24 protein-coding genes are annotated in these 24,011 nt (G+C 71.0%); 3 read left to right on the forward strand and 21 right to left on the reverse strand.

Annotated features, from left to right (window positions below; all coding sequences use genetic code 11):
* From ftsE to EW117_RS12360, 4 genes are all read right to left on the reverse strand, one after another.
* Positions 1-777 (reverse strand): cell division ATP-binding protein FtsE, encoded by a 777-nt coding sequence (ftsE, locus tag EW117_RS12345; RefSeq protein WP_129787007.1) that lies wholly within the window; start codon positions 775-777, stop codon positions 1-3.
* 148 nt (positions 778-925) lie between these two features.
* A complete protein-coding gene (gene prfB / locus EW117_RS12350; RefSeq protein WP_129787008.1) occupies positions 926-2,035 on the reverse strand; it encodes a peptide chain release factor 2 in 1,110 nt (369 codons plus the stop codon).
* 56 nt (positions 2,036-2,091) lie between these two features.
* Positions 2,092-2,502 carry an ankyrin repeat domain-containing protein gene (locus EW117_RS12355; protein ID WP_207211846.1) on the reverse strand — a complete coding sequence of 137 codons (411 nt, stop codon included), beginning with the start codon at positions 2,500-2,502 and terminating at the stop codon, positions 2,092-2,094.
* 44 nt (positions 2,503-2,546) lie between these two features.
* Positions 2,547-3,020: a hypothetical protein gene (locus EW117_RS12360; RefSeq protein WP_129787009.1), complete on the reverse strand. Its 474-nt coding sequence runs from the start codon at positions 3,018-3,020 to the stop codon at positions 2,547-2,549.
* A gap of 217 nt (positions 3,021-3,237) precedes the next feature.
* On the opposite strand from EW117_RS12360, the gene EW117_RS12365 reads away from it, so the two are divergent.
* Entirely contained in the window at positions 3,238-4,551 is a 1,314-nt protein-coding gene (locus EW117_RS12365; protein WP_129787010.1) for a glycoside hydrolase family 10 protein, read from the forward strand.
* A gap of 83 nt (positions 4,552-4,634) precedes the next feature.
* On the opposite strand, the gene EW117_RS12370 is transcribed toward EW117_RS12365, so the two are convergent.
* The 11 genes from EW117_RS12370 to EW117_RS12420 form a co-directional block, all read right to left on the reverse strand.
* Positions 4,635-5,084: a pilus assembly protein gene (locus EW117_RS12370; RefSeq protein WP_129787011.1), complete on the reverse strand. Its 450-nt coding sequence runs from the start codon at positions 5,082-5,084 to the stop codon at positions 4,635-4,637.
* Positions 5,081-5,461: a TadE/TadG family type IV pilus assembly protein gene (locus EW117_RS12375; protein ID WP_129787012.1), complete on the reverse strand. Its 381-nt coding sequence runs from the start codon at positions 5,459-5,461 to the stop codon at positions 5,081-5,083. Before EW117_RS12375 ends, EW117_RS12370 begins: the two co-directional genes overlap by 4 nt.
* Positions 5,458-5,670 carry a hypothetical protein gene (locus tag EW117_RS12380; RefSeq protein ID WP_129787013.1) on the reverse strand — a complete coding sequence of 71 codons (213 nt, stop codon included), beginning with the start codon at positions 5,668-5,670 and terminating at the stop codon, positions 5,458-5,460. Before EW117_RS12380 ends, EW117_RS12375 begins: the two co-directional genes overlap by 4 nt.
* A gap of 38 nt (positions 5,671-5,708) precedes the next feature.
* Positions 5,709-6,626: a type II secretion system F family protein gene (locus tag EW117_RS12385; protein ID WP_129787014.1), complete on the reverse strand. Its 918-nt coding sequence runs from the start codon at positions 6,624-6,626 to the stop codon at positions 5,709-5,711.
* Positions 6,623-7,480 (reverse strand): type II secretion system F family protein, encoded by an 858-nt coding sequence (locus EW117_RS12390; RefSeq protein ID WP_129787015.1) that lies wholly within the window; start codon positions 7,478-7,480, stop codon positions 6,623-6,625. The genes EW117_RS12385 and EW117_RS12390 overlap by 4 nt, the downstream gene beginning before the upstream one ends.
* Positions 7,480-8,805, reverse strand: a complete 1,326-nt coding sequence (locus tag EW117_RS12395) for a TadA family conjugal transfer-associated ATPase (protein WP_242504254.1) — start codon at positions 8,803-8,805, stop codon at positions 7,480-7,482. The genes EW117_RS12390 and EW117_RS12395 overlap by 1 nt, the downstream gene beginning before the upstream one ends.
* A gap of 522 nt (positions 8,806-9,327) precedes the next feature.
* Entirely contained in the window at positions 9,328-10,338 is a 1,011-nt protein-coding gene (locus tag EW117_RS12400; RefSeq protein WP_129787017.1) for a sugar phosphate isomerase/epimerase family protein, read from the reverse strand.
* A gap of 89 nt (positions 10,339-10,427) precedes the next feature.
* Positions 10,428-11,960, reverse strand: coding sequence for a tripartite tricarboxylate transporter permease (locus EW117_RS12405; protein ID WP_129787018.1), 1,533 nt, complete (start codon positions 11,958-11,960; stop codon positions 10,428-10,430).
* A complete protein-coding gene (locus EW117_RS12410; RefSeq protein ID WP_129787019.1) occupies positions 11,960-12,496 on the reverse strand; it encodes a tripartite tricarboxylate transporter TctB family protein in 537 nt (178 codons plus the stop codon). The genes EW117_RS12405 and EW117_RS12410 overlap by 1 nt, the downstream gene beginning before the upstream one ends.
* Before the next feature lie 11 nt (positions 12,497-12,507).
* Entirely contained in the window at positions 12,508-13,470 is a 963-nt protein-coding gene (locus EW117_RS12415; protein WP_129787020.1) for a tripartite tricarboxylate transporter substrate binding protein, read from the reverse strand.
* 61 nt (positions 13,471-13,531) lie between these two features.
* On the reverse strand, positions 13,532-14,530 hold the full coding sequence (locus tag EW117_RS12420) for a 4-hydroxythreonine-4-phosphate dehydrogenase PdxA (protein WP_129787021.1): 999 nt from the start codon (positions 14,528-14,530) through the stop codon (positions 13,532-13,534).
* Positions 14,531-14,716: 186 nt separating this feature from the next.
* Here EW117_RS12420 and EW117_RS12425 point away from each other — a divergent pair, with 186 nt between their 5' ends.
* Both EW117_RS12425 and EW117_RS12430 read left to right on the forward strand, forming a co-directional pair.
* Positions 14,717-16,009 carry an MFS transporter gene (locus EW117_RS12425; RefSeq protein WP_129787022.1) on the forward strand — a complete coding sequence of 431 codons (1,293 nt, stop codon included), beginning with the start codon at positions 14,717-14,719 and terminating at the stop codon, positions 16,007-16,009.
* Positions 16,006-16,926: an amidohydrolase family protein gene (locus tag EW117_RS12430; RefSeq protein ID WP_129787023.1), complete on the forward strand. Its 921-nt coding sequence runs from the start codon at positions 16,006-16,008 to the stop codon at positions 16,924-16,926. The genes EW117_RS12425 and EW117_RS12430 overlap by 4 nt, the downstream gene beginning before the upstream one ends.
* Before the next feature lie 39 nt (positions 16,927-16,965).
* Here the strand turns inward: EW117_RS12430 and EW117_RS12435 are convergent, their stop codons facing one another.
* From EW117_RS12435 to EW117_RS12460, 6 genes are all read right to left on the reverse strand, one after another.
* Positions 16,966-17,673 carry a GntR family transcriptional regulator gene (locus tag EW117_RS12435; protein ID WP_129787024.1) on the reverse strand — a complete coding sequence of 236 codons (708 nt, stop codon included), beginning with the start codon at positions 17,671-17,673 and terminating at the stop codon, positions 16,966-16,968.
* An 8-nt stretch (positions 17,674-17,681) separates the two neighbouring features.
* Positions 17,682-18,461, reverse strand: coding sequence for a triose-phosphate isomerase family protein (locus EW117_RS12440; protein ID WP_129787025.1), 780 nt, complete (start codon positions 18,459-18,461; stop codon positions 17,682-17,684).
* A gap of 4 nt (positions 18,462-18,465) precedes the next feature.
* The gene (locus EW117_RS12445; protein ID WP_129787026.1) at positions 18,466-18,921 is read right to left on the reverse strand and encodes a ribose-5-phosphate isomerase; all 456 of its coding nucleotides are present in this window, start codon (positions 18,919-18,921) and stop codon (positions 18,466-18,468) included.
* Between the two features lie 5 nt (positions 18,922-18,926).
* Positions 18,927-20,666 (reverse strand): dihydroxyacetone kinase family protein, encoded by a 1,740-nt coding sequence (locus EW117_RS12450; RefSeq protein WP_129787027.1) that lies wholly within the window; start codon positions 20,664-20,666, stop codon positions 18,927-18,929.
* A 455-nt stretch (positions 20,667-21,121) separates the two neighbouring features.
* Positions 21,122-22,501, reverse strand: coding sequence for an SLC13 family permease (locus tag EW117_RS12455; RefSeq protein WP_129787028.1), 1,380 nt, complete (start codon positions 22,499-22,501; stop codon positions 21,122-21,124).
* Between the two features lie 64 nt (positions 22,502-22,565).
* A complete protein-coding gene (locus EW117_RS12460) occupies positions 22,566-23,993 on the reverse strand; it encodes a homoserine dehydrogenase (protein WP_207211847.1) in 1,428 nt (475 codons plus the stop codon).
* Positions 23,994-24,011 lie beyond the last annotated feature (18 nt).

Genomic DNA, 24,011 nt, shown 5'->3' on the forward strand with positions numbered 1-24,011 from the left:
TCAGACCCCCCGCACGGTCTGGACCGGAGCGCGGGTCCCGCTGCCCGGGGCGTCGAGCACGGGCGACGCGCCGACGTCGGGCAGGATCGCCTCGCGTTCGCCGTAGCCGCCGCGTGCCTCGTCGCGGACGACGACGCCGTCGGACAGCTCGACCACGCGGCGCCGCATCTCGTTGACTATCTCGTCGTCGTGCGTGGCCATGACGACCGTCGTGCCGGTGCGGTTGATGCGGTCCAGCAGGCGCATGATGCCGAGCGACGTGGTGGGGTCGAGGTTTCCCGTGGGCTCGTCGGCCAGGAGGATCTGCGGCCGGTTCACGATGGCGCGCGCGATGGCGGCGCGCTGCTGCTCACCGCCCGACAGCTCGGTCGGCATCCGCTTGCCCTTGCCCGCCAGGCCCACCATGTCCAGCACCTCGGGCACGGTGTCCCGGATGACGTGGCGGGGCTTGCCGATCACCTGCAGGGCGAACGCCACGTTCTCGTGGACGGTCTTGTTCTGCAGCAGCCGGAAGTCCTGGAACACCACGCCGAGCTGACGGCGCAGCGTGGGCACGCGCCACCCCGAGAGGTTCGCGACGTCCCGGCCGGCCACGTAGACGCGGCCACGCGTGGGCCGCTGCTCGCGCAGCACCAGCGACAGAAACGTCGATTTTCCCGAGCCCGAGGCCCCCACGAGGAACACGAACTCGCCACGCTCGACGTCCACGGAGACCTGGTCGAGGGCAGGCCGTGCGCCGCGCGCGTAGACCTTCGACACGTTCTCGAACCTGATCACGAGCCCGAGACTAGGTGGGTGAACAGGTGGCGTGTCGGGCAGACACGCCGAGGACACTCACCCGGTCGGGCAAAGCCGGGACGCGATAACGGTCAAACTGGACACCAAGCACCAATTCGCCCCGGGGCGACGGCGCTCCGTGCGGCGGTCAGCTCTGTGCGCCGCCCCGGCGCCAGCGGATGCCGGCCTCGATGAAGTCGTCGATCGCGCCGTCGAACACGGCCTGCGGGTTGCCCGACTCGTGCTCCGTGCGCAGGTCCTTGACCATCTGGTACGGCTGCAGCACGTAGGACCGCATCTGGTCGCCCCAGCTGGCCTTGATGTCGCCGGCCATCTCCTTCTTCTTGGCCGCCTCCTCCGCCTTGCGCAGCAGGAGCAGCCGCGACTGCAGCACGCGGTAGGCCGCCGCACGGTTCTGGATCTGCGACTTCTCGTTCTGCATGGCGACCACCACGCCGGTCGGGATGTGCGTCATGCGCACCGCGGAGTCGGTGGTGTTCACGGACTGCCCGCCGGGGCCGGAGGAGCGGTAGACGTCGATCTTGAGCTCCGACTCCGGGATCTCGATGTGGTCTGTCTGCTCGATGAGCGGGATAACCTCGACCGCGGCGAACGACGTCTGCCGGCGGCCCTGGTTGTCGAACGGCGAGATGCGCACGAGCCGGTGCGTGCCGGCCTCGACGGACAGGTTGCCGAAGGCATACGGCACGTTGACCTCGAACGTCGCCGACTTGAGGCCGGCCTCCTCCGCGTACGAGGTGTCGCCCACCTTGGTGGGATAGCCGTGGCGCTCGGCCCAGCGCAGGTACATGCGCATCAGCATCTCGGCGAAGTCGGCGGCGTCCACGCCGCCCGCGCCCGCGCGGATCGTCACGACCGCCTCGCGGGAGTCGTACTCACCGTTCAGCAGCGTGCGCACCTCGAGGGCCGCGAGGTCCTTGCGGATCTTGGCGACCTCGGTCTCCGCCTCGGTGAGCGACTCGGCGTCGTCCATCTCGTGGCCGAGCTCGACGAGCGTCTCGACGTCGTCGATGCGGGCGCCGAGCTTCTCGACCCGGTCGAGCTCGGCCTGCGCCGCCGACAGCGCGGAGGAGACCCGCTGGCCTTCCTCCGGGTCGTCCCACAGGTTGGGAGCCGAGGCCTGCTCGGACAGCTCGGCGATCTTCGCCTGCAGGGCGGTGGGGTCGCTCACGGCCTCGATGGACTCGAGGGTGGCGCGGAGCGCCTTGATCTCTGCGGGGAAGTCGTTGGTTGCCACGATGTTCAAGGTTACCCGCGCGAGCGCGTGCCCGACGCCGGAAATTCCGGCGGCCCTCAGCCGGCCTCTGGTTCCGGCAGCTCGCGGCCGAACATCTGAGCCGTCGCCCGGGCGCTCGGCGTCCCGGCGTCGATGTCGGCCCCGTGCTCGATCAGCACCCGGATCACGTCGGTCTCGTCCTTGAAGACGGCGCCCGCGAGCGGCGCCTGGTTCTTGCTGTTCAGCCGGTTCACGTCCGCGCCGCGCTCGGCGAGACCCGCTGTCAGCTCGGCGTGCCCGTGGTACGCCGCAAGCATCACCAGGGTGTTGTGCGCCTCGTCCGCGAGGTCCACCGGCAGGCCCGCGTCGACGAGGTCCAGCAGGACGTCGGCACCCTGCCGGGCGAGGTCGAAGATCTGCTGCGGCTCCAGACGCGTGCCGCCCTCCGGGTCGTCCGGGCCCTGCTGGTTCACGTCCGGGTCGCTCATGGCCACAACTTAACCTGGCTCACTGACAGGCTCACCAGCAGGGCTCACCAGGCTCGCGCGGTGGACGACGCCGACACCGCGATCCCGCCGCCGAACGCGTCCGTGAACCAGCGCAGCAGCGGCGGCCGGGACTTGCCCGCGAGTGTCACCCGGGCCGAGTGTCCGTCCGGCGACGACGCCGCGGTCACCGCCACGGGCAGCGCGGGCGGGTGCTCGGCGAGGTACTGCTCGACGGCGGCGCGCACGTCGGCGTCGGAAAGCGTGAGCGGGGCGCCGTCGGCGGGAGCCCCCGCACCCGCGTAGAAGGAGCCCGGGGACATCGCGCTCGCGGCGTCCGCCGCCGCGAGGTCCGCGACGTCGTAGAGCGCCTTGCGGTCCAGGTGGACCGCGCTCGCCGAGGCGACGACCGCGATCAGCATCAGCGCGAACGCGACGAAGGCGGACGTCAGCAGCATGATCCGGCCGTCCTCCGGATCCATCGGGCCGGGGTCGCGGCCGATGGGGTCGGCAGGGCTCATCCGCTCATTGTGTCCGGGCCGGGCAGACCCGGCGCGCCGAGGGCGTGAAACCCAGCCTGACGTGCCCGGTCACCGTTCCGGACCTACCTAATCGTTTAGATCTACGCTCGGTTCGAAAACGTTTATCGATATCGCTTGACACCCGGCCCGCCGTATCGAAATCCTTTTCCACGTCCGACGGGCCAACGACGGCACGTCCAGCAGGAAGGGATCAACGATGACCCGAACGCTCAACCCTCCGCACCCCAGGCGCAAGTTGCGAGCCATCTCGCTCGCCGCGCTCACCGCCGTGGTTCTCACGACCGGCATAGCAGCCACCTCCGCACAGGCCGCCGGCAGCACGCTGCAGGCCGCGGCCGCGGAGTCGGGCCGGTACTTCGGCACCGCGATCGCGGGACAGAAGCTCTCCGACTCGGCCTACACGACCATCGCGAACCGCGAGTTCAACATGATCACCGCCGAGAACGAGATGAAGATCGACGCGACCGAGCCGAACCAGAACCAGTTCAACTACACCAACGGCGACCGCATAGTGAACTGGGCACGCAGCAACGGCAAGCAGGTCCGTGGCCACACACTTGCCTGGCACTCGCAGCAGCCGGGCTGGATGCAGAACATGAGCGGCTCCGCCCTGCGGTCCGCGATGCTCAATCACGTCACCCAGGTCGCGACCCACTACCGCGGCCAGATCCACTCGTGGGACGTGGTGAACGAGGCGTTCCAGGACGGCTCCTCCGGCGCTCGCCGCGACTCGAACCTGCAGCGCACCGGTAACGACTGGATCGAGGCGGCGTTCCGCGCCGCCCGGGCCGCCGACCCGAACGCCAAGCTCTGCTACAACGACTACAACACCGACGACTGGACGCACGCGAAGACGCAGGCCGTGTATAACCTGGTCCGCGACTTCAAGGCCCGCGGCGTGCCGATCGACTGCGTCGGCCTGCAGTCGCACTTCAACCCGCAGAGCCCCGTGCCAGGCAACTACCAGACCACGCTGTCGAGCTTCGCGGCGCTGGGCGTCGACGTCCAGATCACCGAGCTCGACATCGAGGGCTCCGGTACCGCGCAGGCCGACAACTACCGCCGGGTCGTCCAGGCGTGCATGGCCGTGTCCCGCTGCACGGGAATCTCAGTCTGGGGTGTCCGCGACACCGACTCGTGGCGCGCCAGCGGCACCCCGCTCCTGTTCGACGGCAACGGCAACAAGAAGCCCGCCTACACCGCCACGCTCGACGCGCTGAACGCCGGCGCCCCCAACCCGCAGCCCGGCGGCTGCACGGTCAGCGTCACGAAGTCGACCGAGTGGGGCGACCGGTTCAACGTCTCGCTCGCCGTCTCCGGGAGCTCGACGTGGCGGGTCTCGATCCAGCTGCAGGGCGGGCAGACCCTGCAAAACTCCTGGAACGCCAACATCTCCGGGAGTTCGGGAACACTGACGGCGACACCGAACGGCGCCGGAAACAACTTCGGCATCACGGTCTACAAGAACGGGAACACCAACGTCCCCACGGCGACCTGCACAGTCCCCTGACGGGCTGACCTGCCACGATCAGGTGCCACGGCGACGGTCCGAGCCCTTCTCGGCCGCCGCCGTGGTACCGCTCCGGGCGTGCCTCACGGCCGCGCCCGCGTGTACCGGTCGACCGTCCCGGCACGGGCCGCCTCGACCGGGACGGACAGCGGCACCCAGCCGCGCACGGCGTCGGGCAGCAGGGGCAGGGGCACGTCGACCCGTACGACGGCGCCGACGGTGGCGCCCGGCGTCAGGCACGGGGAGGCCGAGCACTCCAGGGTGAGCGCTCCGGCGTCGCGCGCGAAACCCTGGTCGATGACAGCAATCCGGACGGCGGCCTCGGCACGCGCGGACCCCGCCGACGACGACTCCGCGGTGACCATCGCACGAACCGCCTCCCGGGCCGCGCCCTCGGCGGCGAACGCCCCGGCCTGCACGCGCCCCAGGCTCACCACGAGGTAGACGAGCGGGATCAGCAGGATCAGCGCGACGCCGAGGAACTCGACCATCGCGGAGCCGTCCTCGTGCGAGCCCCGACTCGCTCTGCTCACTGCTCCTCCAGGGCGCGCCCGCGAACGGTCAGGGTCCCGCCGGGCCCGAGCAGCCCGACGACGGGCAGCGGGGCGCGCACCGTCACCTCCGTCACGGCGGCGCCGTCGAGCGTGGTGCGGGCGGCCGTGACGTCGCGGGCGTAGTCACTGGTCAAGGCCTCGGCCAGGAGCACCCGCGTGCGGGCGACGCCGTCCGCCGGGCCGCGGTCGACGCGGGCCGCCACGCGGGCGCCCTCCGCCGCCGCGTCGGTCGCGAGGGACCGGACGTGCACGGCGAGCGCCACCTGGACCACGCCGAGGAAGAGTGCGAGGACCAGCACCGACACCAGGAGGAACTCGACCGCCGCGGAGCCGTGCTCCGGCCGGCCGGGACTCACCCCTGGCCCGTGACGCTGCTGATCGCCTGCCGGAACGCGTCCTCCAGCAGGGGTCCGGCGACGGCCCAGAGCGCGACCACTAACCCGGCCGTCATCAGTGTCACCAGAACCCAACCGGGCACGTCACCCCGTTCCGGGTCGAGTTCATGATGGAGTTCGTGGTCGTGTGCCGGGTCGGGCTCATGGCCGAGCTGGCGATCGTCGCGCATGTCATTTCCTCTCGGAGGGGGTCATCGGTCGAGTCACGTCAGAGCCCGATCCGCAGGGTGGCGAGGGACGGGAACACGGCGAAGACGACGGTGACCGGAAGCACGAGGAACACGACCGGGACCATCATCAGGATCTCCTTGCGGCCACCCGCCTCCAGGAGGGCGCGGCGGCCCGCCTCGCGGACGTCATGGGCCTGGGCGCGCAGCACGTCCGCGAGGGGAGTGCCGCGTTCCAGAGCGACGACGATGCCCTCGCCGAACCTCGACAGCGGCGGCAGGCCGGACCGGTCCGCGAGCGCCGTGAGGGCCGTGGTGACGGGCGCGCCGGCCCGTACCTCGGCGACCATGCGCCGGATCTCGGTGGCGAGCTCGCCGCGCGCCGTGGTGGCCACGCGTTCGAGGGCCGCGGGCGGGCTCTCCCCCGCCGCGACGGCGAGCGCCAGCAGCTCCGCGATCGTGGGCAGCTCGGCGAGCAGCCGTTCCTCGCGCCGCCGGACGCGCAGCGTGAGGGCCTGGTCGCAGGCCACGTACCCGCAGGCGCCGGCGACGACGACGAGCGCCAACAGGGGTACGACCGCCGCCCCACGCGTCGCCGCGAGCAGGAGCGCCAGCCCGAGGCCTGCGGCGAGCCCGGCCACGGTCCACACGATCTGCCGCGCCCGGAAGTGGTCGACGGTCTCGGCGGAACAGGCACGGTCGAGCCGGCGTCGGATCTCCGCGCGGGGCGAGCCGAACCGCTCGAGGCGCGTGCCGACGTCGTACAGGCCGAGCAGACGGACCGCCGCCGAGGCAGGGCTGGCCTCACGCAGGAGCGTCGAGGTGGCGTCACGAGCGCGCAGGTACGGAGCGAGCCGCTCGTCGAGGGTGACGGCGCGTGCCCGCAGTCGGGCCAGCACGATCAGGAGGCCCAGCGCGACGCCGAGCCCGACGAGGGCTCCCGCCGCCCAGCCCGTCACCGCAGCACCCTGCGTTCGGCGGGCAGGCGCCCGATCCGCAGCATCGTCCGGTAGGCGACCAGAGCGCAGAGACCGCCGACGACCAGGACGGTGACGCCGGCGGGTGAGTCGTAGGCGTCGGCGGTCTCGGGCCGGGTGGCGAGCAGCGCGAGGACCACCCACGGCCCGGCGACCGCGACGCGCGCGCCGTTGATCGTCCAGCTCTGGCGCGCCTCCAGCTCGCCGCGGGTGGCCGCGTCCTCCCGCAAGAACCCGCTGAGCGTGCGCAGGAGCCGGCCCAGGTCCTGGCCGCCGACCTCGCGGGTGAGGCGCAGGGCCTCGATGATGCGGTCGGCGACCGGGTCGGCGAGCCGCTCCTTGAGGGCGTCGAGGGCGTCCCCGAACCGGCCGCCGGCCCGGTAGTCGTGGGCGAAGCGGCCGAACGGCTCGCGCAGCTCGACGGGGCCGCGCTGCGCGAGCTGGGCGACCGCCTCGGGCAGCGACAACCCGGCCCGGACACCGGAGGCGAGGTGGTCCACCACCTCGGGCCACACCTCGCGGAGCGCCCGACGGCGGTGGCGGGCCCGCGCACGGACCAGCAGTACGGGTCCGGGGGCCGCGAGCACCGCGAAGCAGGCGGCGATGGCGGGCGAGCGGGTCAGGGCGAGCCCCAGCAGCAGGGTCACGACGCCGAGCCCGGCGCAGGCGCCGACGAGCATCGCCGGCGTGACCGAGGGCGCGCCGGCCTGCGTCAGGAGGTCGCGGGTACGCATCTGCCAGGTCACCCGGCCCGTCGGCTGCGGCGTCGGGGTCCAGAACGACCACCAGACGCAGAACGCGCCCACGCCCAGGAGGAGGCCGACCACCACGCCCATCAGCGCACCGCCCACGGGCCGGCGCTCGCCGACGGCCCGCCTGCGAGCGACGAACCCGCCGCAGCCCACGGCTCGCCGCCCGGGCGCGATCCCGGACGCGCGTCCACCGGCAGCACACGCGGGTCGGCGAGCAGCGCCCGGACGTCGGACCCGGCGCGCTCGAACCGGTCCTCGCCGGGCGGCATCCCGTCGCCGCGGCGCAGGTCGCCGTCGGCGTCCCGCTCGAAGATCCCCGCCGTCTCGATGCGGCCCTCCTCGACACGGCCGGTCACGGCGACGATCTCGCGTACCTGCCGCCGGACCACGCCGTCCGCCGTCCGGTTCAGGCCGAGGTGCACCACGAGGTCCACCGCGGAGGCCACGGTGGGCACGACGAACCGGTCGGACACGTTCTCACCGGCGAGCAGCGGGAGGGTCGTCATCTTCGCGACCGCCTCGCGCGCCGTGTTGGCGTGCAGCGTGCACATCCCGGGGATGCCGCTGTTCAGGGCGATGAGCAGGTCGAACGCCTCCGCCTCCCGGACCTCGCCGATCACTATCCGGTCGGGGCGCATCCGTAACGCCTCCTTGACCAGGCGCCGCAGGGGGACCTCCCCCGTGCCCTCGAGGCTCGCCGGGCGGGTCTGCAGCGCGACGTGGTCGCGGACCGGCAGGCGCAGCTCCCAGACCTCCTCGGCCGAGATGACGCGCTCGGAGCCCGGGATCGACCCCGCCAACGCGTTCAGCATCGTCGTCTTGCCTGCCTGTGTCTGGCCCGACACGAGCACGTTCAGCCCGGCACGTACCGCGGCGTCGAGGAACGCGGCGGCCTGGGCGGTCAGCGACCCGAGCCGCACCATGTCCGCGAGGGAATGGGCTCGCACGACGTGCTTGCGGATGTTCACCGCGAAGTGCACGCGCGTTATGTCAGGGATGACGACATGAAGGCGCTCGCCCCCCGGCAAGCGGGCGTCCACGAAAGGACTCGACAGGTCGAGCCGGCGCCCGGACGTCTTGAGCATGCGTTCCACCAGGTCGCGCACCTGCTCAGCGGTCAGGACGGTGCTCGTCAGCTCGGGCACGCCGCGCCGCGCGACGTAGACGTGGGTCGGCGAATTGACCCAAATCTCCTCGATCTCTGGATCGTCCAGGTAAGGCTGCAAAGGTCCGAATCCGCCGACGGCGTCATGAACCTGCCGGACGGCTCGGGCCATGTCGGGCAGCTCGGAGAGAACTCCTCGCGCGGCGCGATCCGCATAGTCCGCGGCAGCCTGCTCCACGAGCTCGGCGAACCGTTCCGGTTCGGCTACCGGGTCGACGCCACGACGCCGGACGAGCTCACGCACCTCACCCTCCAGCCGACCAATCCCGTCGACTCGTGCCGCGTCCCGTTCCCGGACGGCCGCACCCCTGTCGCCGGCACCACCCGAAGCAGCTTGGCCCATTCCCGTCCATTCCACCGCAGCGGACACAGCCACCCCCTGAGCTCTTGCTGGCGATTCCCCACCGGCGCCCCCCCTGCGGATCGCCGCCGACCCCGACTGTAGGAGCATCCCTCCGGATCCGCGCGCCACGGCAGGAATGCCTGTGGATAACTCCTTGCTCGCCCCGAGACACCAGCGCGCAAGCAAGTCAGGCAGCCCCGCGATCTGCGCGACCCAGCATCTGCCCCGCCAGTTGGTGTAGCGGTTCTGCCAGCGGGTGATGCGAAGGGCCCACTCGCGGATCCTCGACCGTCAGTTGGACGACCTTGCCGTCGTTCCTGGACTCAGTCGGCACACTCTCCAGATGACGGACCAAGGCTCCTGGTCGCTTCGTCGGCTCCGGTGACCGTTCATCGCGTCACAGCATCACGAAACTCCCGCCTGTCACGCCCGCGAAGCCCCTCGACGAGGGGCGGGGCCATGACTGGCCCCGAGTGACGTTGGAGGCTCCTCTGGGAGCAGCGTGCGCAGATATCTCTGGTTGGTCGCGCACACACCGAGCGAGTCGCCGCCGTACTGCTCCATCAGAAAGATACCTCGATAGCCGAGCGCGACCGCGTCGCGCACCACCTGCCGATAGTTGATGAGGCCGAACTCGAGGCTGGTCGGCGTGGTGGTCGCCCACGAGCCGTCGGCCGCCTCGTCCCGCGCATAGTTCTTCAGGTGCCAGTAGTTGGCGTAGGGCAGCACCTTCGTGTACGTCTCGCGCCAGTCCTCGATAGGCCGGTGCAGCCGTACGAGGTTGCCGACGTCGGGGTTCAGGCCGACGTTGTCCAGGCCGATCTCCTCGACGAGCCGCACCGCGCTGACGGCGGTGCCGAGGTAGGTGTCCTCGTACATCTCGAGCGAGACCTGCAGCCCGACGTCCGCCGCGTGCTTTCCCAGCTCGCGGAACCCGGAGACCGCGGCTCGCCACACGTCGGCGTCGTTCGGGTCCTTGTGCCCGGGCGCAGTCCAGAACCACAGGGCAGCACGCTGCGCGTCGGTGAACGGCCGGTGCAGGCCCGTCGAGAAAACCTCCATGCCCCACTCCGCCGCGGCTTCGATGGTGCGGTGCGCGTAGGCGAGGTTCTCCGCCTCGCGGCCCGGCCAGATGATGCTCCTGCGCTGTACGTGGACGCTCGGCATCCGCACACCGTGCGACGCCGCGATCGCGAGGAGTTCGTCGCGGCGCGAGGGTGCGAAGTCCGCCGGCCGCACGTGACTGTCTGCCAGCTCGGCCAGGGCGAAGCCCACGTCGGCGATCTGGGCGAACGTGTCGTCCCAGACCTCCGGGCCGGCGTCGTGGAAGGCGACACCGTCGACGCCGACAGTGGGGAAGCCGTGCAGGCAGGTGGCGATCTGCCACCCGCTGCTCGCGGGTTCTCGGCGGGTCTCGGACCGGGTCTGGGGCATGGTGGGCTCCGTCGGGTTCGTCACGGCCGTGCCGCGGATGGGTTGGCCGCCGCGGGCGGCTCGGCGGTTCGGGTCTGCCTCGTGGGTCGTCACGTGTCGATCGAGGACTTCTCGCGCGTCCCGGCCCTGCGATCCGCTCGGCTGCGCGCGACGTGACCGCGCACCGCGCCGACCAGCCTCGGCACCGTGACGAGCGCCAGAGCGAAGGCGAGGATGCCGACGGCGATGGGGTGAGTGAAGACGATGCCGAGGTCTCCGTTCCCGACGGCACTCGTCTGCACCAGCGCCTTCTCGAAGAGCGGCCCGAGCACGAGCCCCAGCACGAGCGGGGCCATCGGCAGGTTGAGCTCCTTCATCACGAAGCCGATGACGCCGAAGACGAGGACCACCCATACGCTGAACATGTTGTTGCTCACCGAGTACGCGCCGACGCACGACGTCAGGATGATGAGCGGGTAGAGGTAGCCGTACGGGAGGCGCAGCATCTGGGCGAACACCGGGGCGAGCGGCAGGTTGAGCACGAGCAGCAGCACGTTCCCGATGAAGAACGACGCGAGCAGGCCCCAGACGAGCTCGGGCTGCTGCTCGAACAGCAGCGGCCCCGGCTGCAGGCCATAGATCGTGAACGCGCCGAGGAGGACCGCCGTCGTCGCGCCGCCAGGGATGCCGAGCGCGAGAGTGGGCACGAAGTTCGCGTTCGCCGCGGCGTTGTTCGCCGACTCGGGGCTGGCGACCCCCTCGATGGCGCCGCTGCCGAAGCCCGCCCGGTTCCGGCTGACGCGCCGCTCGATCCCGTAGGACATGAATGACGCGAGCGTGGAGCCGGCGCCGGGGAGCATGCCTAGCAGGAACCCGATGCCAGAGCCGCGGAAGATCGCCGGCATGCTCTGCGCGATCTCCTTGCGCGAGATCATCATGTCCCGGAACCGAGCCCTGATGGGCTTCTCGGCGCCGGTGCGGAGCTGGTGGAACACCTCACCGAGCGCGAAGAGCCCGATCATGACCTCGACGAACGGGATGCCGGAGAGCAGGTCGACGCTGCCGAAGGTGAACCTCGCCTCGCCGGACCCGGTCGCGACACCGACGGTGGACAGGAGCAGGCCGACGATCGCCATGAGCGCGCCCCGGACGAACGCGCCGCCCTGGAAGGAGACCACGATGACGAGCCCGAGGATCATCATCGCCAGGTTCTCGACCGGGCCGAACCGCAGGGCGAGGGTCGCGAGCGGCGGGGCGAGGGCCATGAGCAGCGCGAGGGAGATGATCGCCGCGATGAACGAGCCGATCGCGGCGATCGCCAGCGCCGCGCCGGCCCGGCCCTGCTTCGCCATCTGGTAGCCGTCGAGCGTCGTGACGACGCTCGCCGCCTCGCCGGGGGTCGAGAGCAGGACCGACGTGATGGTCCCGCCGTACTGAGCGCCGTAGTAGATGCCCGCGAGCATGATGAGCGCGGTGACCGGCTCGAGAGTGAAGGTGAGTGGTAGCAGCACCGCTACGCCGGTCGTCGAGCCGAGGCCGGGAAGCAGGCCGATGACGGTGCCGAGCAGCACGCCGAGGAAGCACCAGAGCAGGTTCTCGACGGTCAGGGCGGTCTGGAACCCGAGGACGAGGTTGTCGAGCATCAGATCAGTCCCAACAGTCCGGTCGGCAGTGGCACGCCGAGCAGTTGGCCGAAGACCAGCCAGACCACAGCGATCGCGATCACGACGACGAGGATCGAGGAGCGCACCCGCATCCGCTCGACACCGAGGGTGATGGCGAGCATGAGCGCGCCCATGGAGAGCAGGAAACCGATGAGCGGCACGAGGAGGACCGCCCCGAGGACGATGCCGAGAACCACTATCAGCATCCGGTTGCGCCGGCTCGCCGTCCGTCCGAGCACGTCGACGTCCTCGGCGCCCGAACCGGCGTCGCCCGCCCCGGCCGACGTCGGCTCTCCCGGCGGCATCGCACGGCGCGCCGACCGCACCGACTGCGCGACATCGACGAGGGCGAGGGCGAGGACGGCGCCGCCCGCCACGGCTGGGAGGAAGCCGGTGTGAACTGTCCCGTCGTCGTTCGTGAGCCCGTAGCCGAGCCCGCCGACGACGGCTGCCGCCCCGACGACCGCGAGCACCGCGCTGAACGCGATCCGCGCGGTGTCGCGGGAGAACGTCATGTCGGCGGGCCTCACTTGTCGAAGACCGTCTCGAGGTCCGACGACGCCGTCTCGAGGTACTCGGCGAACTCATCGCCGTAGGAGACGTTCGGCTGGAGGTAGTTGTCCTCGATGTACGTCGTGTACTCGTCCGACTCGGCGAATGTCCCGGCAACGTCGATCCAGTAGTCGGCCGCCTCGTCGGAGATACCGCCGGGCGCAATGATGCCGCGGAACTGCGCGAAGGCGACGTCGATGCCCTGTTCGGCGGCCGTCGGTATGTCGGCGAGCTCCTCGTACTCGTAGCGCTCCTCTGCGAACGCGCACAGCGCGCGGAAGTCGCCCGACTCGATCTGACCGATGGCCTCGCTCGGGTTGAGGGAGGCGATGTCGACCTGGCCGGCGAGCAGCCCGGCGAGCACCTCGCCGCCGCTCTCGAACGGCACGCGGTCGAACTCGACGTCCTGGTCCTTCTCCACCATGGAGAAGACGACCTCGTCGAGGCTCACTGCGCCGGAGACCGCGGCGACCACTCGGTCGGTTCCCGCAGCATCGACGACGTCGGCGCAGGTCCGGTACGGCGAGTCCGCACGAACCACCAGGAGCGTGTAGTCGTCGCCGAACTTCGCGATCGGCGTGAACGAGGTGTGGTCGAACTCGACGTCCTGCGCGATCGGCAGAGTGAGCAGCGAGGTCTCGGTGGCGAGCAGGTGGGAGTCAGTGCCCGCCTGCCCGAGGAAGTAGGAGTAGCCGACGGCGCCCGCGCCGCCCTCGCGGTTCTCGGTGGTGACGTTGACGCCGGTGGCGGCTTCGAGCCCAGCCGCGACCGTGCGGCCGGAGATGTCGGAGCCGCCACCGGCGGAGAACGGCACGGTCATCGTTGTGTTCGACGGCCGGAATGCGCCGCCGGCGGAGGCTCCGGTCGACGAGCAGGCCGTGAGAGCCAGGGTGGCGGCCAGGCCGAGGCCGAGCGCCGTGATCGGGAGTGACTTCATCGTCGTTTTCCTTTGTGCGGTGGGTGGTGGTTCTCGTAGGAGGGTCGCGTGCGGGCGGGCGCTACTGTGCAGCCGCGCGGGCCTGCGCCCCGACGCCGACGGCCGTCGCGAAGGCGTGTTCGTACGCGCCGGCGTTGACGGTGCGGGTGCCGACGAGGTCGAACGCGGTGCCGTGGGCCGGCGTGCAGACCGGCACCGAGAGGCCGCCGGCCATCGTCACGCCGCGGTCGAAGCCGAGGAGCTTGACCGCGATCTGGCCCTGGTCGTGGTACATCGTGAGGACTCCGTCGAGCTCGCCGGCCCGCGCCCGCAGGAAGATCGTGTCGCTTGGGAACGGGCCCGTGACGTCGTGCCCGGCCTCCTGGAGCCGCGCGACAGCTGGGCGAATGCGCTCGATCTCCTCGCGGCCGAACGCGCCGTTCTCCCCCGCATGCGGGTTCAGCGCGCACACGCCGATCCGCGGGGCCGCGATGCCCCGCGCCACCAGGACACGTTCCAGCAGCTCGGCGCGCTCGACGATGAGGTCGGTGGTGATGAGCGGCGACACCTCCGCGAGTGCGCAGTGGGAGGTCACGCGCCCCGTGACGAGCTCGGGAAGGATGTTGAGCTCGGTCGCGGTCGTTCCGTCGTCCAGCACGGTCTCGAACCAGCTCATCTCGTCGTTCTCCCGCATGCCCGCGAGATGGAGCGACGACTTGTTCAGGGGGGCGAAGACGATGGCGTCGATGACACCCTCCTTCGACAGCTCCAGCGCCCTGCGCAGGTTCGCCATCGCCCACAGGCCGCCCTCGCGCGTCGCCTGCTTCGGGGCGAACGTCTTGACGGGACGGGCGGCGCCGTTGTCGACGAGGACAGGCAGGCCCTTACCGGGCTCGGTGGTCCACGCGAGCTCGACACCGGCGGCGACCTGGGCGTCGCGCAGCTCCTGCTCGTCGCTCACGAGGTAGAGCTCGGCTCGGTCGTTGATTCCCGGGCTGGCCAGCTGTCGCGCGACGAGCTCCGGCCCGACTCCGGCGGGGTCGCCGAGGGTCAGTGCGATTCTGGGCAGCGGTGCGGCCATCGTGGATCTCTCGCTTCTCAGCCCTTTCGGGCCACGTCGTCGTGGAGGGTGGGACAGGGCGTGGGAACGCGCTTCCGCCCGTACCCTGTCCGGGCGCTTGCCAGCATCCTATAGGATCTACGGAATGGCAAGCGCGCATCGCCGCGCGACCTCGGCGCCACGCCCTGACGACATAGGAGTCTGACGATGAGCACGACGACGAGTACCCGCCCGACCCGGGTTCGATGGCAGATCTTCGGCATCCTCTGGGTGCTCGTGCTGCTCAACTTCATCGACCGGGCGACGCTGTCGATAGCCATGCCGATGATCTCCGATGAGTTCGAGCTGACACCGCAGGCGCAGGGCGTCATCCTCGGTTCGTTCTTCTGGACCTACCTGCTCTTCCAGATCCCGGGCGGCTGGCTGCTCGACCGTTTCGGCCCGCGCGCCGTGGTGGGCGCGGCCGGTGTCGTGTGGGGCGGGTTCCAGCTCCTCGGTGGGCTCACCGGTGGGGCGGCATCGCTCACGCTCACCAGGCTCGGCCTCGGGGCGAGCGAGGCGCCCGTCTTCCCGGCCGGCGCCAAGCTCAACGCGGGCTGGCTGCCGCGGCGCGAACGAGCACGCGGCGCCACGTTCATCGACGCCGCCGGCCCGTTCGGCTCCGCCGTCGGCGGCCTGCTCGTGACCGCGCTCATCGCCGCCACCGGAGGCTGGCGCTGGGCATTCGTCATCACGGGAGCCGTCACACTCGTCGTCGCGGCGCTCTACTGGACGTACCTGCGCGACGACCCCGGCACGCACCCCGGCGTCAACGACGCCGAGCTCGCGCACATCCGCCAGGAATCGCCAGGGGCCGACGACGACGGCCCGGCCGCCCCGCTCCCCCGCGTGCTCGACTACGCCCGCTCGCGCTCGTTCTGGGGCATGATGCTCGGCCGCCTCGGCTGGGCGACGATCTGGTGGGGCATCATCTCCTGGACACCGAGCTACCTGTCGGACGCCCTCGGGTTCGATCTCGCCGCGCTCGGCTGGGGCACGTTCCTCGTCTACGGCATGGGTGTCGTCGGCCAGCTCGTCGCGGGTTACGTCTCCGACCGCTGGCGGGCCGCCACGCCCCGGCACAACGTCGTGATGCGCACGCTGTTCGGCATCTCGGGCGTCGGCACGGCCCTCGCCGTCTTCTCGATCCCGCCGGTCACCGACGGCTTCGTCGCGCTCGCGCTGCTGTCCGTCGCCGTGTTCTTCATCAACTTCGGCGGCCTCTACTGGGCGATCCCCGCGCTGCTGGCCCCGAAGCAGCAGGTCGGCACGGTGAGCGGTGTCATGAACATCTCGTCGTCCGTCGGCGGCGGCGTCGCGCCGGTCGTCATGGGCTTCGCCATCGGGGCGACCGGCGGGTTCGGTGGCTCCTTCGTGTTCCTCGGCGTCTGCGCCGTCGTGTACCTCGTCGGCTCGCTCGTCATCGACTTCGAGCGCCCGCTCGCCAGGCGGCTCGCATGAACCGCTGGACCGGTCCCGTCATCGACGCGCACCACCACTTCTGGGAGCCGTCGCTCGGCCGCAACCCCTGGCTCCTGCCCGGCGCGGCGATCCCGTTCCGGTACGGCGACTACGCGTCGATCAAACGTGACTACCTGCCGCCCGACCTGCTCGCCGACGCGCAGGGTTTCGACGTCGTCGGCACCGTGACGATGGAGACCGAGTGGGACCCCCACGACCCCCTCGGCGAGATCGAGCACATCCAGGGTGTCCAGGAGCGGTTCGGCCTGCCGAACGCGGCGATCGGCCACGCCGCCCTCCGCGATCCCGGCGTCGCCGAGGTACTGGAGGCGATGGCCGAGCACGACATCGTCCGCGGCATCCGGAACAAGCCGGGGCAGGCCGACTCACCGCGGGACGCCGCGGCGCGGCCGTCGCTGCTCATGGACCCGGCCTGGCGGCGCGGTTACGCGCACCTGGCCCCGCTGGGCCTCGACTTCGAGCTGCAGACCGCCTGGTGGCACCTCGACGAGGCGATCGACCTGGTGCGGGAGTTCCCGTCGACCCCGGTCACCATCAACCACGCCGGCCTGCCCTCCGACCGCAGCAGGGCGGGCATCGCGGGCTGGGCGGCGGCGCTCTCACGGATCGCGCGCTGCGAGCAGGTCTGGATCAAGATCTCGGGCATCGGGGTCCCCGGGCACCGGTGGACCGTCGAGTCGAACCGCGAGATCGTCGAACGCACCGTCGAGGCCTTCGGCGTCGAGCGGGTCATGTTCGCGAGCAACTTTCCCGTCGACGCCCTGAGGGGTTCCTACGCGGAGATCATGGGCGGCTTCGCCGAGATCGCCGCCGCATGGTCGCCCGACGAGCAGCGCCTCGCATTCGCGGAGAACGCCGTGCGGCGCTACCGGCTCGACCCGGGGATACTCGGCTGAGTCGCCGACGCACGTTCCGCGGTCGAGCCCGGCCCACGGTCAGCGGTCGCCGTGCAGCGACCTGGCGCGGACGTTCTCGATGTGCTTCCGCATGGACTCGACGCACGCCTCGACGTCGCCCGTCTCGAACGCGGCGACCACCGCCTCGTGCTCGGCGACCGCCTCCTGGACGTCGTCGGGACCGCGGAGCGCGGACTGCCGCATGCGGTGCGTGAGCGCACCGAGGCTCTCGTACATGTCGCGCACGTACCGGTTCCCCGAGTGCGCCAACACAACCTGGTGGAAGTCGCTGTCCGCGGCAAAGTATGCCTGTGTGACCTCGAGCGGCACCCGCGCATCACCCTGGTGCACATCGACGACCGCCTGGCTCGCCACCCGGTGGCGCGCCTGCGCGGCCTTGAGCTCCGGCACGACGGCGGCCGCGACGCGCGTGGCGTTCCGCACCGCGGTCGTCTCGAGCATCAGCCGGGCCTCGAACAGCTCCGCGAGCTGTTCGGCGTCGAGCGGCGGTGCGACGCGGTAGCCCTTGAGCGCCTCGCGCATGACGAGGCCGGTGCGTTCGAGCTGCACCATCGCCTCGCGTACCGGCGTCGGCGAGACGGCGAGATGCTTGGCCATCGTGTCGATCGACAGCCTCGCGCCCGCCTCGACCTCACCGGTGAGCAGCATCCCGAGAATGCGGTCGTAGACCCGGTCACGCAGCGAGAGGCGATCGAGATCGACGATGCGATCAAGCGGCAGGGACACCATGGCTCCTAGTTCTGAGACCGATCCTGGACGATGTCGGATACTTCGTCGAGGATACGGCGGAACGCCTCGGGATCGTGCGCGAAGCGCCCCAGAAAGAGCCCCTCCGCCGCGCCGCCGATACGCGGCAGCAGACCGGGGCCGGCGCTGCCGCCGTAGATCACCGCGGAGCCCGGGGCCGCGCCTGGACGGCACAAGGCCTCGCGCAGCGCGGTGCACACCACCATGATGTGCTCGTCGGCTGCCGGCTCAGCGGCACCGATCGCCCACACCGGCTCATAGGCGACGACGATCCGGCCGCTACCACCGGCCGCTAGCGCCGGGCCGACGGCCGCTTCGAGCTGCCGCACGCACGCGACCGCCGCCTCCTGGGGCGTGCCACGGGCTTCCTCGCCGATGCAGACGAGGGGAACGAGCCCGGCCGCAAGCACTGCGCGCACCTTCCGCGCGACCGTCGCGTCGGATTCGCCGAAGTGCTTCCGCCGCTCGGCGTGCCCGATCTCGACGAGCCGTACGCCGAACTCCGCGAGCTGCTGCGCGGAGACCTCGCCCGTGTAGGGGCCTTCGTCCCAGAACACGTCCTGCGCTCCGACACATACCGGGCCGTTCGCGGCGATCTCTGCGACCTCGGGGATCGACAGGAAGCTCGGGACGACGAAGGGCTCGACGAGACCGGACGTCACCGCGGGGTGCGCCGAGCACAGGTCGACGACGGCCCGCGACCACGCGGCTGTCCGATCCCGGCCGAAGTAGAGCTTGAGGCTGGCGCCGACGAGGAAGCGGGCCATGCGCTCAGGCGCCCTCGTAGGAGCAGAGGTCCCGCACCTTGTCGTTCGACGGGCTGTTCTCGTCGAACGTGTAGGTGAGCCACTCCTTCGCGAGCCTGCGGGCGAGCTCGCTGCCGATGACCCGCTGGCCCATGCACAGGATCTGCGCGTTGTTGGAGAGGATCGAGCGCTCGACCGAGAACGAGTCGTGCGCGGTGACCGCTCGGATGCCCTTCACCTTGTTCGCCGAGATCGCGACGCCGAGCCCGGTGCCGCAGAACAGGATCGCCCGGTCGGCCTCGCCGCGGGCGATGCGTTCAGCCGCCTCGATGGCCACCTTCGGGTACGAGGTGTGCCCGTCGGCGCCCACGCCGACATCGACGAGACTGCCGACCAGCTCATGCTGCTCGAGGTCGGCCCTGATGAGCTCCTTGTACCGGTAGCCGGCGTCGTCGCTGCCGACGATGAGGCGAAGTGCCATGATCGTTACCCCTTCTCCGTGAGAACGCGCTCCGTGTGGATGCTGTGGACTGTTGTGCAGACGAGCGCGAACGAGACCGCGCCGGCGTCGGGGGTCCCTATCGATCTCTCGCCGTGCGAGCGCGCCCGGCCGAGCGTGGCGACGAGCGATGCCGTGGCCGCCGCCGCTTCCTCGGCGACGGTCGCTGCGCGACCCCAGGCAGCGGCGAGCGGTTCGCCTGCCGCGACACCCGCCGCGAGCGCGTCGGCGAACGGCACCATCGCGTCGACCATCGTCTTGTCACCGACCTTCGCCTTGCCGAACGCCATGACGGAGTCCTTGGCCGCGGTCACGCCGGTCGCGACGGCGCGGGCGTCGACGTCGGCCTCGTCGCCGAGCGCAGCGCCGACGCTGCGCAGGATCTCCGCCCAGAGGGCGCCCGAGGTACCCCCCGCTCTGTCGCTCCACGCGTCGGCGGCGCGGTCCAGCACTGTGCGTGCTCCCGCTCCGGCGTCGGCTGCCCGCCGTGCCGCATCCCTGGCGGCGTGCACACCGCGCTGCATGCCGATGCCGTGGTCTCCGTCGCCGGCGACGGAGTCGATCCTGCCGAGCTCCTCAGCCGCGTCGTCGAGCACCGCGGCGACCGTGCCGAAGGCGTCGGCGATGTCGCGGCCGACAGCGCGTGACGAGTCGCTCGCGGGACCGACCGGCGCATGGACATCGGCGTCCGCCAACCGCACCTCGACCCGCTGCTGCGGTGCGACGGCGCCCTTGCGGAAGGCAGGGGTGTCGGCCGGCGCGCCCCACAACCGTTCGAGCTCCTCGTCGAGCCAGAGCAGCGTGAGCGAGCAGCCCGCCATGTCGAAGCTGGTGCAGAGCTCTCCCACCTCCGGCTCGACGACGACGGCGCCGCGCTCCTCCAGCAACCGGTGCACGGTGCGGTAGACGACGAAGAGCTCCTCGTACTTCACGGTGCCGAGCCCGTTGAGGATCGGCGCGACGCGGGCGCCGTCGGCAGTCACGCCGTCGGGCAGCTCGTCGAGGAGCTTCTCGACGAACAGCTCGGCGAGCCCTGCCGCGGTGGGCACCTCGACATCGTCGATGCCGGGCTCCCCGTGGATGCCGAGGCCCACGGCCATCTGGCCCGCCGGCACCTCGAACAGCGGCTTGTCGGCGCCGGGCAGCGTGCAGCCGGAGAACGCGACGCCGAACGAGCGGGTCCTAGCGTTGGTGAGTCGCGCGACACGTTCCACGCCGTCAAGGTCGTAGCCGGCCTCGGCTGCGGCGCCCGCCGTCTTGAAGACCGCGAGGTCGCCAGCGATCCCGCGCCGCTGCTCGATCCGGTCCCGCGTCGCACTCCAGATGTCATCGGTCACCACGACGCTTCGGACGCCGTGCCCCTCGGCGCCGAGACGGTTCTGGGCCTGGGTAAAATTGAGGACGTCCCCCGCATAGTTCCCGTAGCTGAGCAGGACGCCGCGCCCTTGGTCGACCGCCTTTGCCACGGAATAGATCTGCTGCGCCGACGGCGAGGCGAAGACATTGCCCATGGCTGCGCCGTGCGCCACGCCGGGCCCGACGAGGCCACCGAACGCCGGGTAGTGCCCGCTGCCTCCCCCGATGACGACGGCGACAGTCCGCTCACCCGACGAGGTGGACCGCACGACACCGCCCGGTACCCGCTGCACCCACCGTTCCGCTGCCGCAGCGAACCCCTCGATCATCTCATCGGCGAACATCGCCGGGTCATTGAACAGTCGCGTCATCGCGCTCTCCCACTCGTCCGCAAGATGTCAGTATTCTAGATCCTATAGTATCTATGGTTCGCGCGGAACGGACCGCCAGACCGTGGCCACCGACACCATCGACCCAACCCGCGGTCACTGGTGCAACAGCGAGCGTGAGCCCGGCCGATGGCCGGGCTCTAGGAGATGAGCAATGACGCGAGACATCTATCAACGATGTCCCGCGTCATCACATCGGTGGAGCTAGTAGACGTCGCTGCTAAATGGCCGGGTAATACCCCTCCGGCGGCGCCGAGCACGCCAGCGCCGCGATCCTGACCTCGACCTCGCCGGCCACTTTCGGCTTCCCCGACGGCATGAAGCGCTTCTTGCGTCCGATGACACCATCCACGTCCCCGGGCGCCAGGCGCCGCCGTCCGGGTCGACGGCGGCTACGTCGACTCGATGTGCTCCCCTGACTCACTTGGTTGTGGGCGTTAGGTCCAGAGGAAGGGGACAACCATGGTCAAGAGGGTCACCACGGGGGTGATGATCACCATGGACAGGCCCCAGACCGTGAGGTTTCGGTACACGCGCTGGCGGTCCACGTCCACCGTGGAGGCAACGATGGTCGCGCCGGTGGTACCGAACGGCGCGCAGTCGACGAGCGACGCCGAGATCGCCAGCGCGTAGATGAACCCAGTCATCTCCAGGCCACCTCCTGGTACCAGCAGCGGGACCGCCAGTGGGATGAGCGCCCCGATGATGCCGATCGTCGAGGCGAACGCCGACACCAGGCCCGCCACCACACAGATGACGAAAGCGGCGACGAGCGGGTCGCTCACCGACCGCGCGGCCTCGCCGAGCTGGTCGATGGCGCCGAGCCGGGTCAGCACCTCGACATAGGTGATGATGCCGCCGAGCAGCAGGATCGTGCTCCAGTCGACCTTGTTGATCGCGCGGCGTCCGACACCCGGGTCGACGAGCGCGAGGATCACCGCGATGGTCAGGGCCACCACACCGAGGTTGACGTCCACCTCGAGCCGCGTGAGCAGGAAGAACCCGCCGATCAGAACCAGGATCGACGCCATGACGAGCACCTGCATGGCCGTGAGCCGCGGGCTCTCGGCAGTCGTCTCGGTGCGCGTCAGCGTCGCCGTCGCGGTGTCGCCGCCGACGCTCCAACCCGCGAGCGGGCTGGAGCCGGCCGAGCCGCTGTTGGCCGCCGCTCCGCCCGAGCCATCGTCGGCCGTCGAGCCCGACGCCTGACGCGACCGCTGGATGAGCTCGCGGCCGCCGAACATGAAGAAGGCAACGAGCACGACGAGCGCGTTGATGCCGACCGACAGGCCGAACATCAGGCCGGCGTCGTAGCGGATGTCCGCGGACGAGGCCACGGTCTGCACGGTGATGCCGACGATGCTGGTGGGCGCCAGCGCACCACCGACGATCGCCGAGCTCATGGCGATGGCCATCATCGTCGAGCTGATCCGGTGGGTGGCCGCCAGGCTCATGGCGATCGGCACGACGGCGAACGCCGCGTGCGACGTCCCGAGGCACGCGACGCCGGTCGCCACGAGCCAGAGGCCCCATGGCAGCAGCGCCACACGGTCGCCGATCAGCCCGATCGAACGGTCCACGAGCCAGTCGATGGTGCCGGTCTCGCGCGCGATGCCGAACAGGTAGGTGATGCCCAGCAGGATGACCAGCGCGTCGACGGGGAACCCGCCGAGAACGTCGTCCAGGCTCTCGCCCACGACGCCGATGCCGACGATGAACGCGGCGACCAGGGCGAGCGCGCCCATGTGGACGTGGCGCAGCGCCGAGATCCCGAAGACCGCTGCGAGCCCGACCAGGGCGATGATCTCGGCGGTCATGCCGAACGCTCCTCTCGGGACGGTGCCGTGTTTCTGGCGGTGTGCGAGGTGGGGGCGAGGATCGTCATCGATCGGCTCCGTTCGTCGAGGTGGTCGTCGTGCTGGTCGTCGTGCTGGTCGTCGAGGTAGACGTGCGGGTGTGCGTGATGCCGGCCAGGTAGGCGGCGAGCGCCGGCCGGTCGACGCCCTCGACGTCGTCCAGGCCGATCAGGGCGCCCCGGGCGACGGGCCGCGCGAGGCGTGCTCCGTCGAGCAGGTAGTACGGGGCCGCCTCGGCCGGGTCCACCGGGTCGATGAGCACGGGCGCCACACCGTCGATCTCGTGGTGGTGGCCCTGGACGCGCAGCTCCGTCCCGGCGTCGAGCCTTTCGGTTGCCCGGGCGGCGAGCAGGGTGGTCCAGCGCGGCGGCAGCGCCGGCGCGCGGTCGGCGGCGGCGTGCACGGTGAGCGGTGTCTCGACGCCCATGTAGTGGTACGGCCAGTAGACGCAGGCGTACCGGCCGTCGCGGCTGACCACGTGGCCTTTGCCGCGCAGCAGCTCCCAGGTGATGGGGTCGCCGGTGCGTACGACGGCGAACACGCCGCCCGCGAAGCTCGCCTCGCCGGGCAGGCGTAGGGCGGAGAAGACGTCGACGACGCCGTCGCGCGCCAGGATGCCGCCGTGCTCGCGCGCGGCGTAGATGTCGGCGAGCTCCGCGATGCGGGCCACGGGGTAGTGCATGGACTCGACGTCGGCGGTCGCGCCCGTGCGGGTGGCGACGACGGCCATCTCGCAGGAGTCGGCGGCCGCGGCGCGCTTGAGGCCCCGCACGGCGTCGGCGCGACGGGCGAGCGTGCCGACTACGTCGTCGCCCAGCTCCAGCAGGCCTGCGAGCGCCGGCGCGTCGACCGTGACGCCGGCCTGGGTCACACTGCCGGTGGCGAGATCGAGCTCGAGGTCGCACTCGCCGGACTTGCCGATCGCCACGATGTCGAGCCCGACCGCACTCACCCAGTCGACCAGGCGCAGCAGGTTGGCCGGCTGGTCGCCGTCGCCCGGGAGGTAGCTGAGGCCGTTCGCGGCGGCGCGCGCCCCGAGCTCGAGGCCGACGACGGTATCGACCTCCTTGCTCACCATGACCACGTGCGTGTGGTGGTCGAGCGCGGCCGAGGCGTAGTCGAAGCCCGCCGCCACCCGGCCGCAGGCCTCGACGAGAACGTCGACACATTCCCAGTCCAGGGCGTCCGCGGAGGAAACCAGGGCGATGCGCCCTTGCTCGACCAGGCGCGCCGTGGCCGCCTGGTCCGTGGACTCGGCGACACGCTCAGCCGGGACGCCGAGCTCGTCGAGCATGGCACGCACTCCCGCGATGTCGGGGTCGACCAGGACCACCGGGCGGATCTCGGGCGTCAGCGCGAGCTGTGCGAGGAACGTGCGCCCGTAGCCGCCGTTGGCACCCGTCAGGGCGACGCGGAGGGGGTCTCGCGTCCGAGTGGCGTGATGAAGGATCACCGTTGTTCCGATCGTCGT

Source organism: Promicromonospora panici (assembly GCF_900608595.1).
Lineage (GTDB): Bacteria > Actinomycetota > Actinomycetes > Actinomycetales > Cellulomonadaceae > Promicromonospora > Promicromonospora panici.

Coding starts and splice junctions, on each gene's coding strand:
- EW117_RS12355 (WP_207211846.1), bottom strand. CDS start 2,502: ATGAGCGACCCGGACGTGAACCAGCAGGGCCCGGACGACCCGGAGGGC.
- EW117_RS12360 (WP_129787009.1), bottom strand. CDS start 3,020: ATGAGCCCTGCCGACCCCATCGGCCGCGACCCCGGCCCGATGGATCCG.
- EW117_RS12365 (WP_129787010.1), top strand. CDS start 3,238: ATGACCCGAACGCTCAACCCTCCGCACCCCAGGCGCAAGTTGCGAGCC.
- EW117_RS12380 (WP_129787013.1), bottom strand. CDS start 5,670: ATGCGCGACGATCGCCAGCTCGGCCATGAGCCCGACCCGGCACACGAC.
- EW117_RS12390 (WP_129787015.1), bottom strand. CDS start 7,480: ATGGGCGTGGTGGTCGGCCTCCTCCTGGGCGTGGGCGCGTTCTGCGTC.
- EW117_RS12400 (WP_129787017.1), bottom strand. CDS start 10,338: ATGCCCCAGACCCGGTCCGAGACCCGCCGAGAACCCGCGAGCAGCGGG.
- EW117_RS12405 (WP_129787018.1), bottom strand. CDS start 11,960: ATGCTCGACAACCTCGTCCTCGGGTTCCAGACCGCCCTGACCGTCGAG.
- EW117_RS12410 (WP_129787019.1), bottom strand. CDS start 12,496: ATGACGTTCTCCCGCGACACCGCGCGGATCGCGTTCAGCGCGGTGCTC.
- EW117_RS12415 (WP_129787020.1), bottom strand. CDS start 13,470: ATGAAGTCACTCCCGATCACGGCGCTCGGCCTCGGCCTGGCCGCCACC.
- EW117_RS12420 (WP_129787021.1), bottom strand. CDS start 14,530: ATGGCCGCACCGCTGCCCAGAATCGCACTGACCCTCGGCGACCCCGCC.
- EW117_RS12425 (WP_129787022.1), top strand. CDS start 14,717: ATGAGCACGACGACGAGTACCCGCCCGACCCGGGTTCGATGGCAGATC.
- EW117_RS12430 (WP_129787023.1), top strand. CDS start 16,006: ATGAACCGCTGGACCGGTCCCGTCATCGACGCGCACCACCACTTCTGG.
- EW117_RS12440 (WP_129787025.1), bottom strand. CDS start 18,461: ATGGCCCGCTTCCTCGTCGGCGCCAGCCTCAAGCTCTACTTCGGCCGG.
- EW117_RS12445 (WP_129787026.1), bottom strand. CDS start 18,921: ATGGCACTTCGCCTCATCGTCGGCAGCGACGACGCCGGCTACCGGTAC.
- EW117_RS12450 (WP_129787027.1), bottom strand. CDS start 20,666: ATGACGCGACTGTTCAATGACCCGGCGATGTTCGCCGATGAGATGATC.
- EW117_RS12455 (WP_129787028.1), bottom strand. CDS start 22,501: ATGACCGCCGAGATCATCGCCCTGGTCGGGCTCGCAGCGGTCTTCGGG.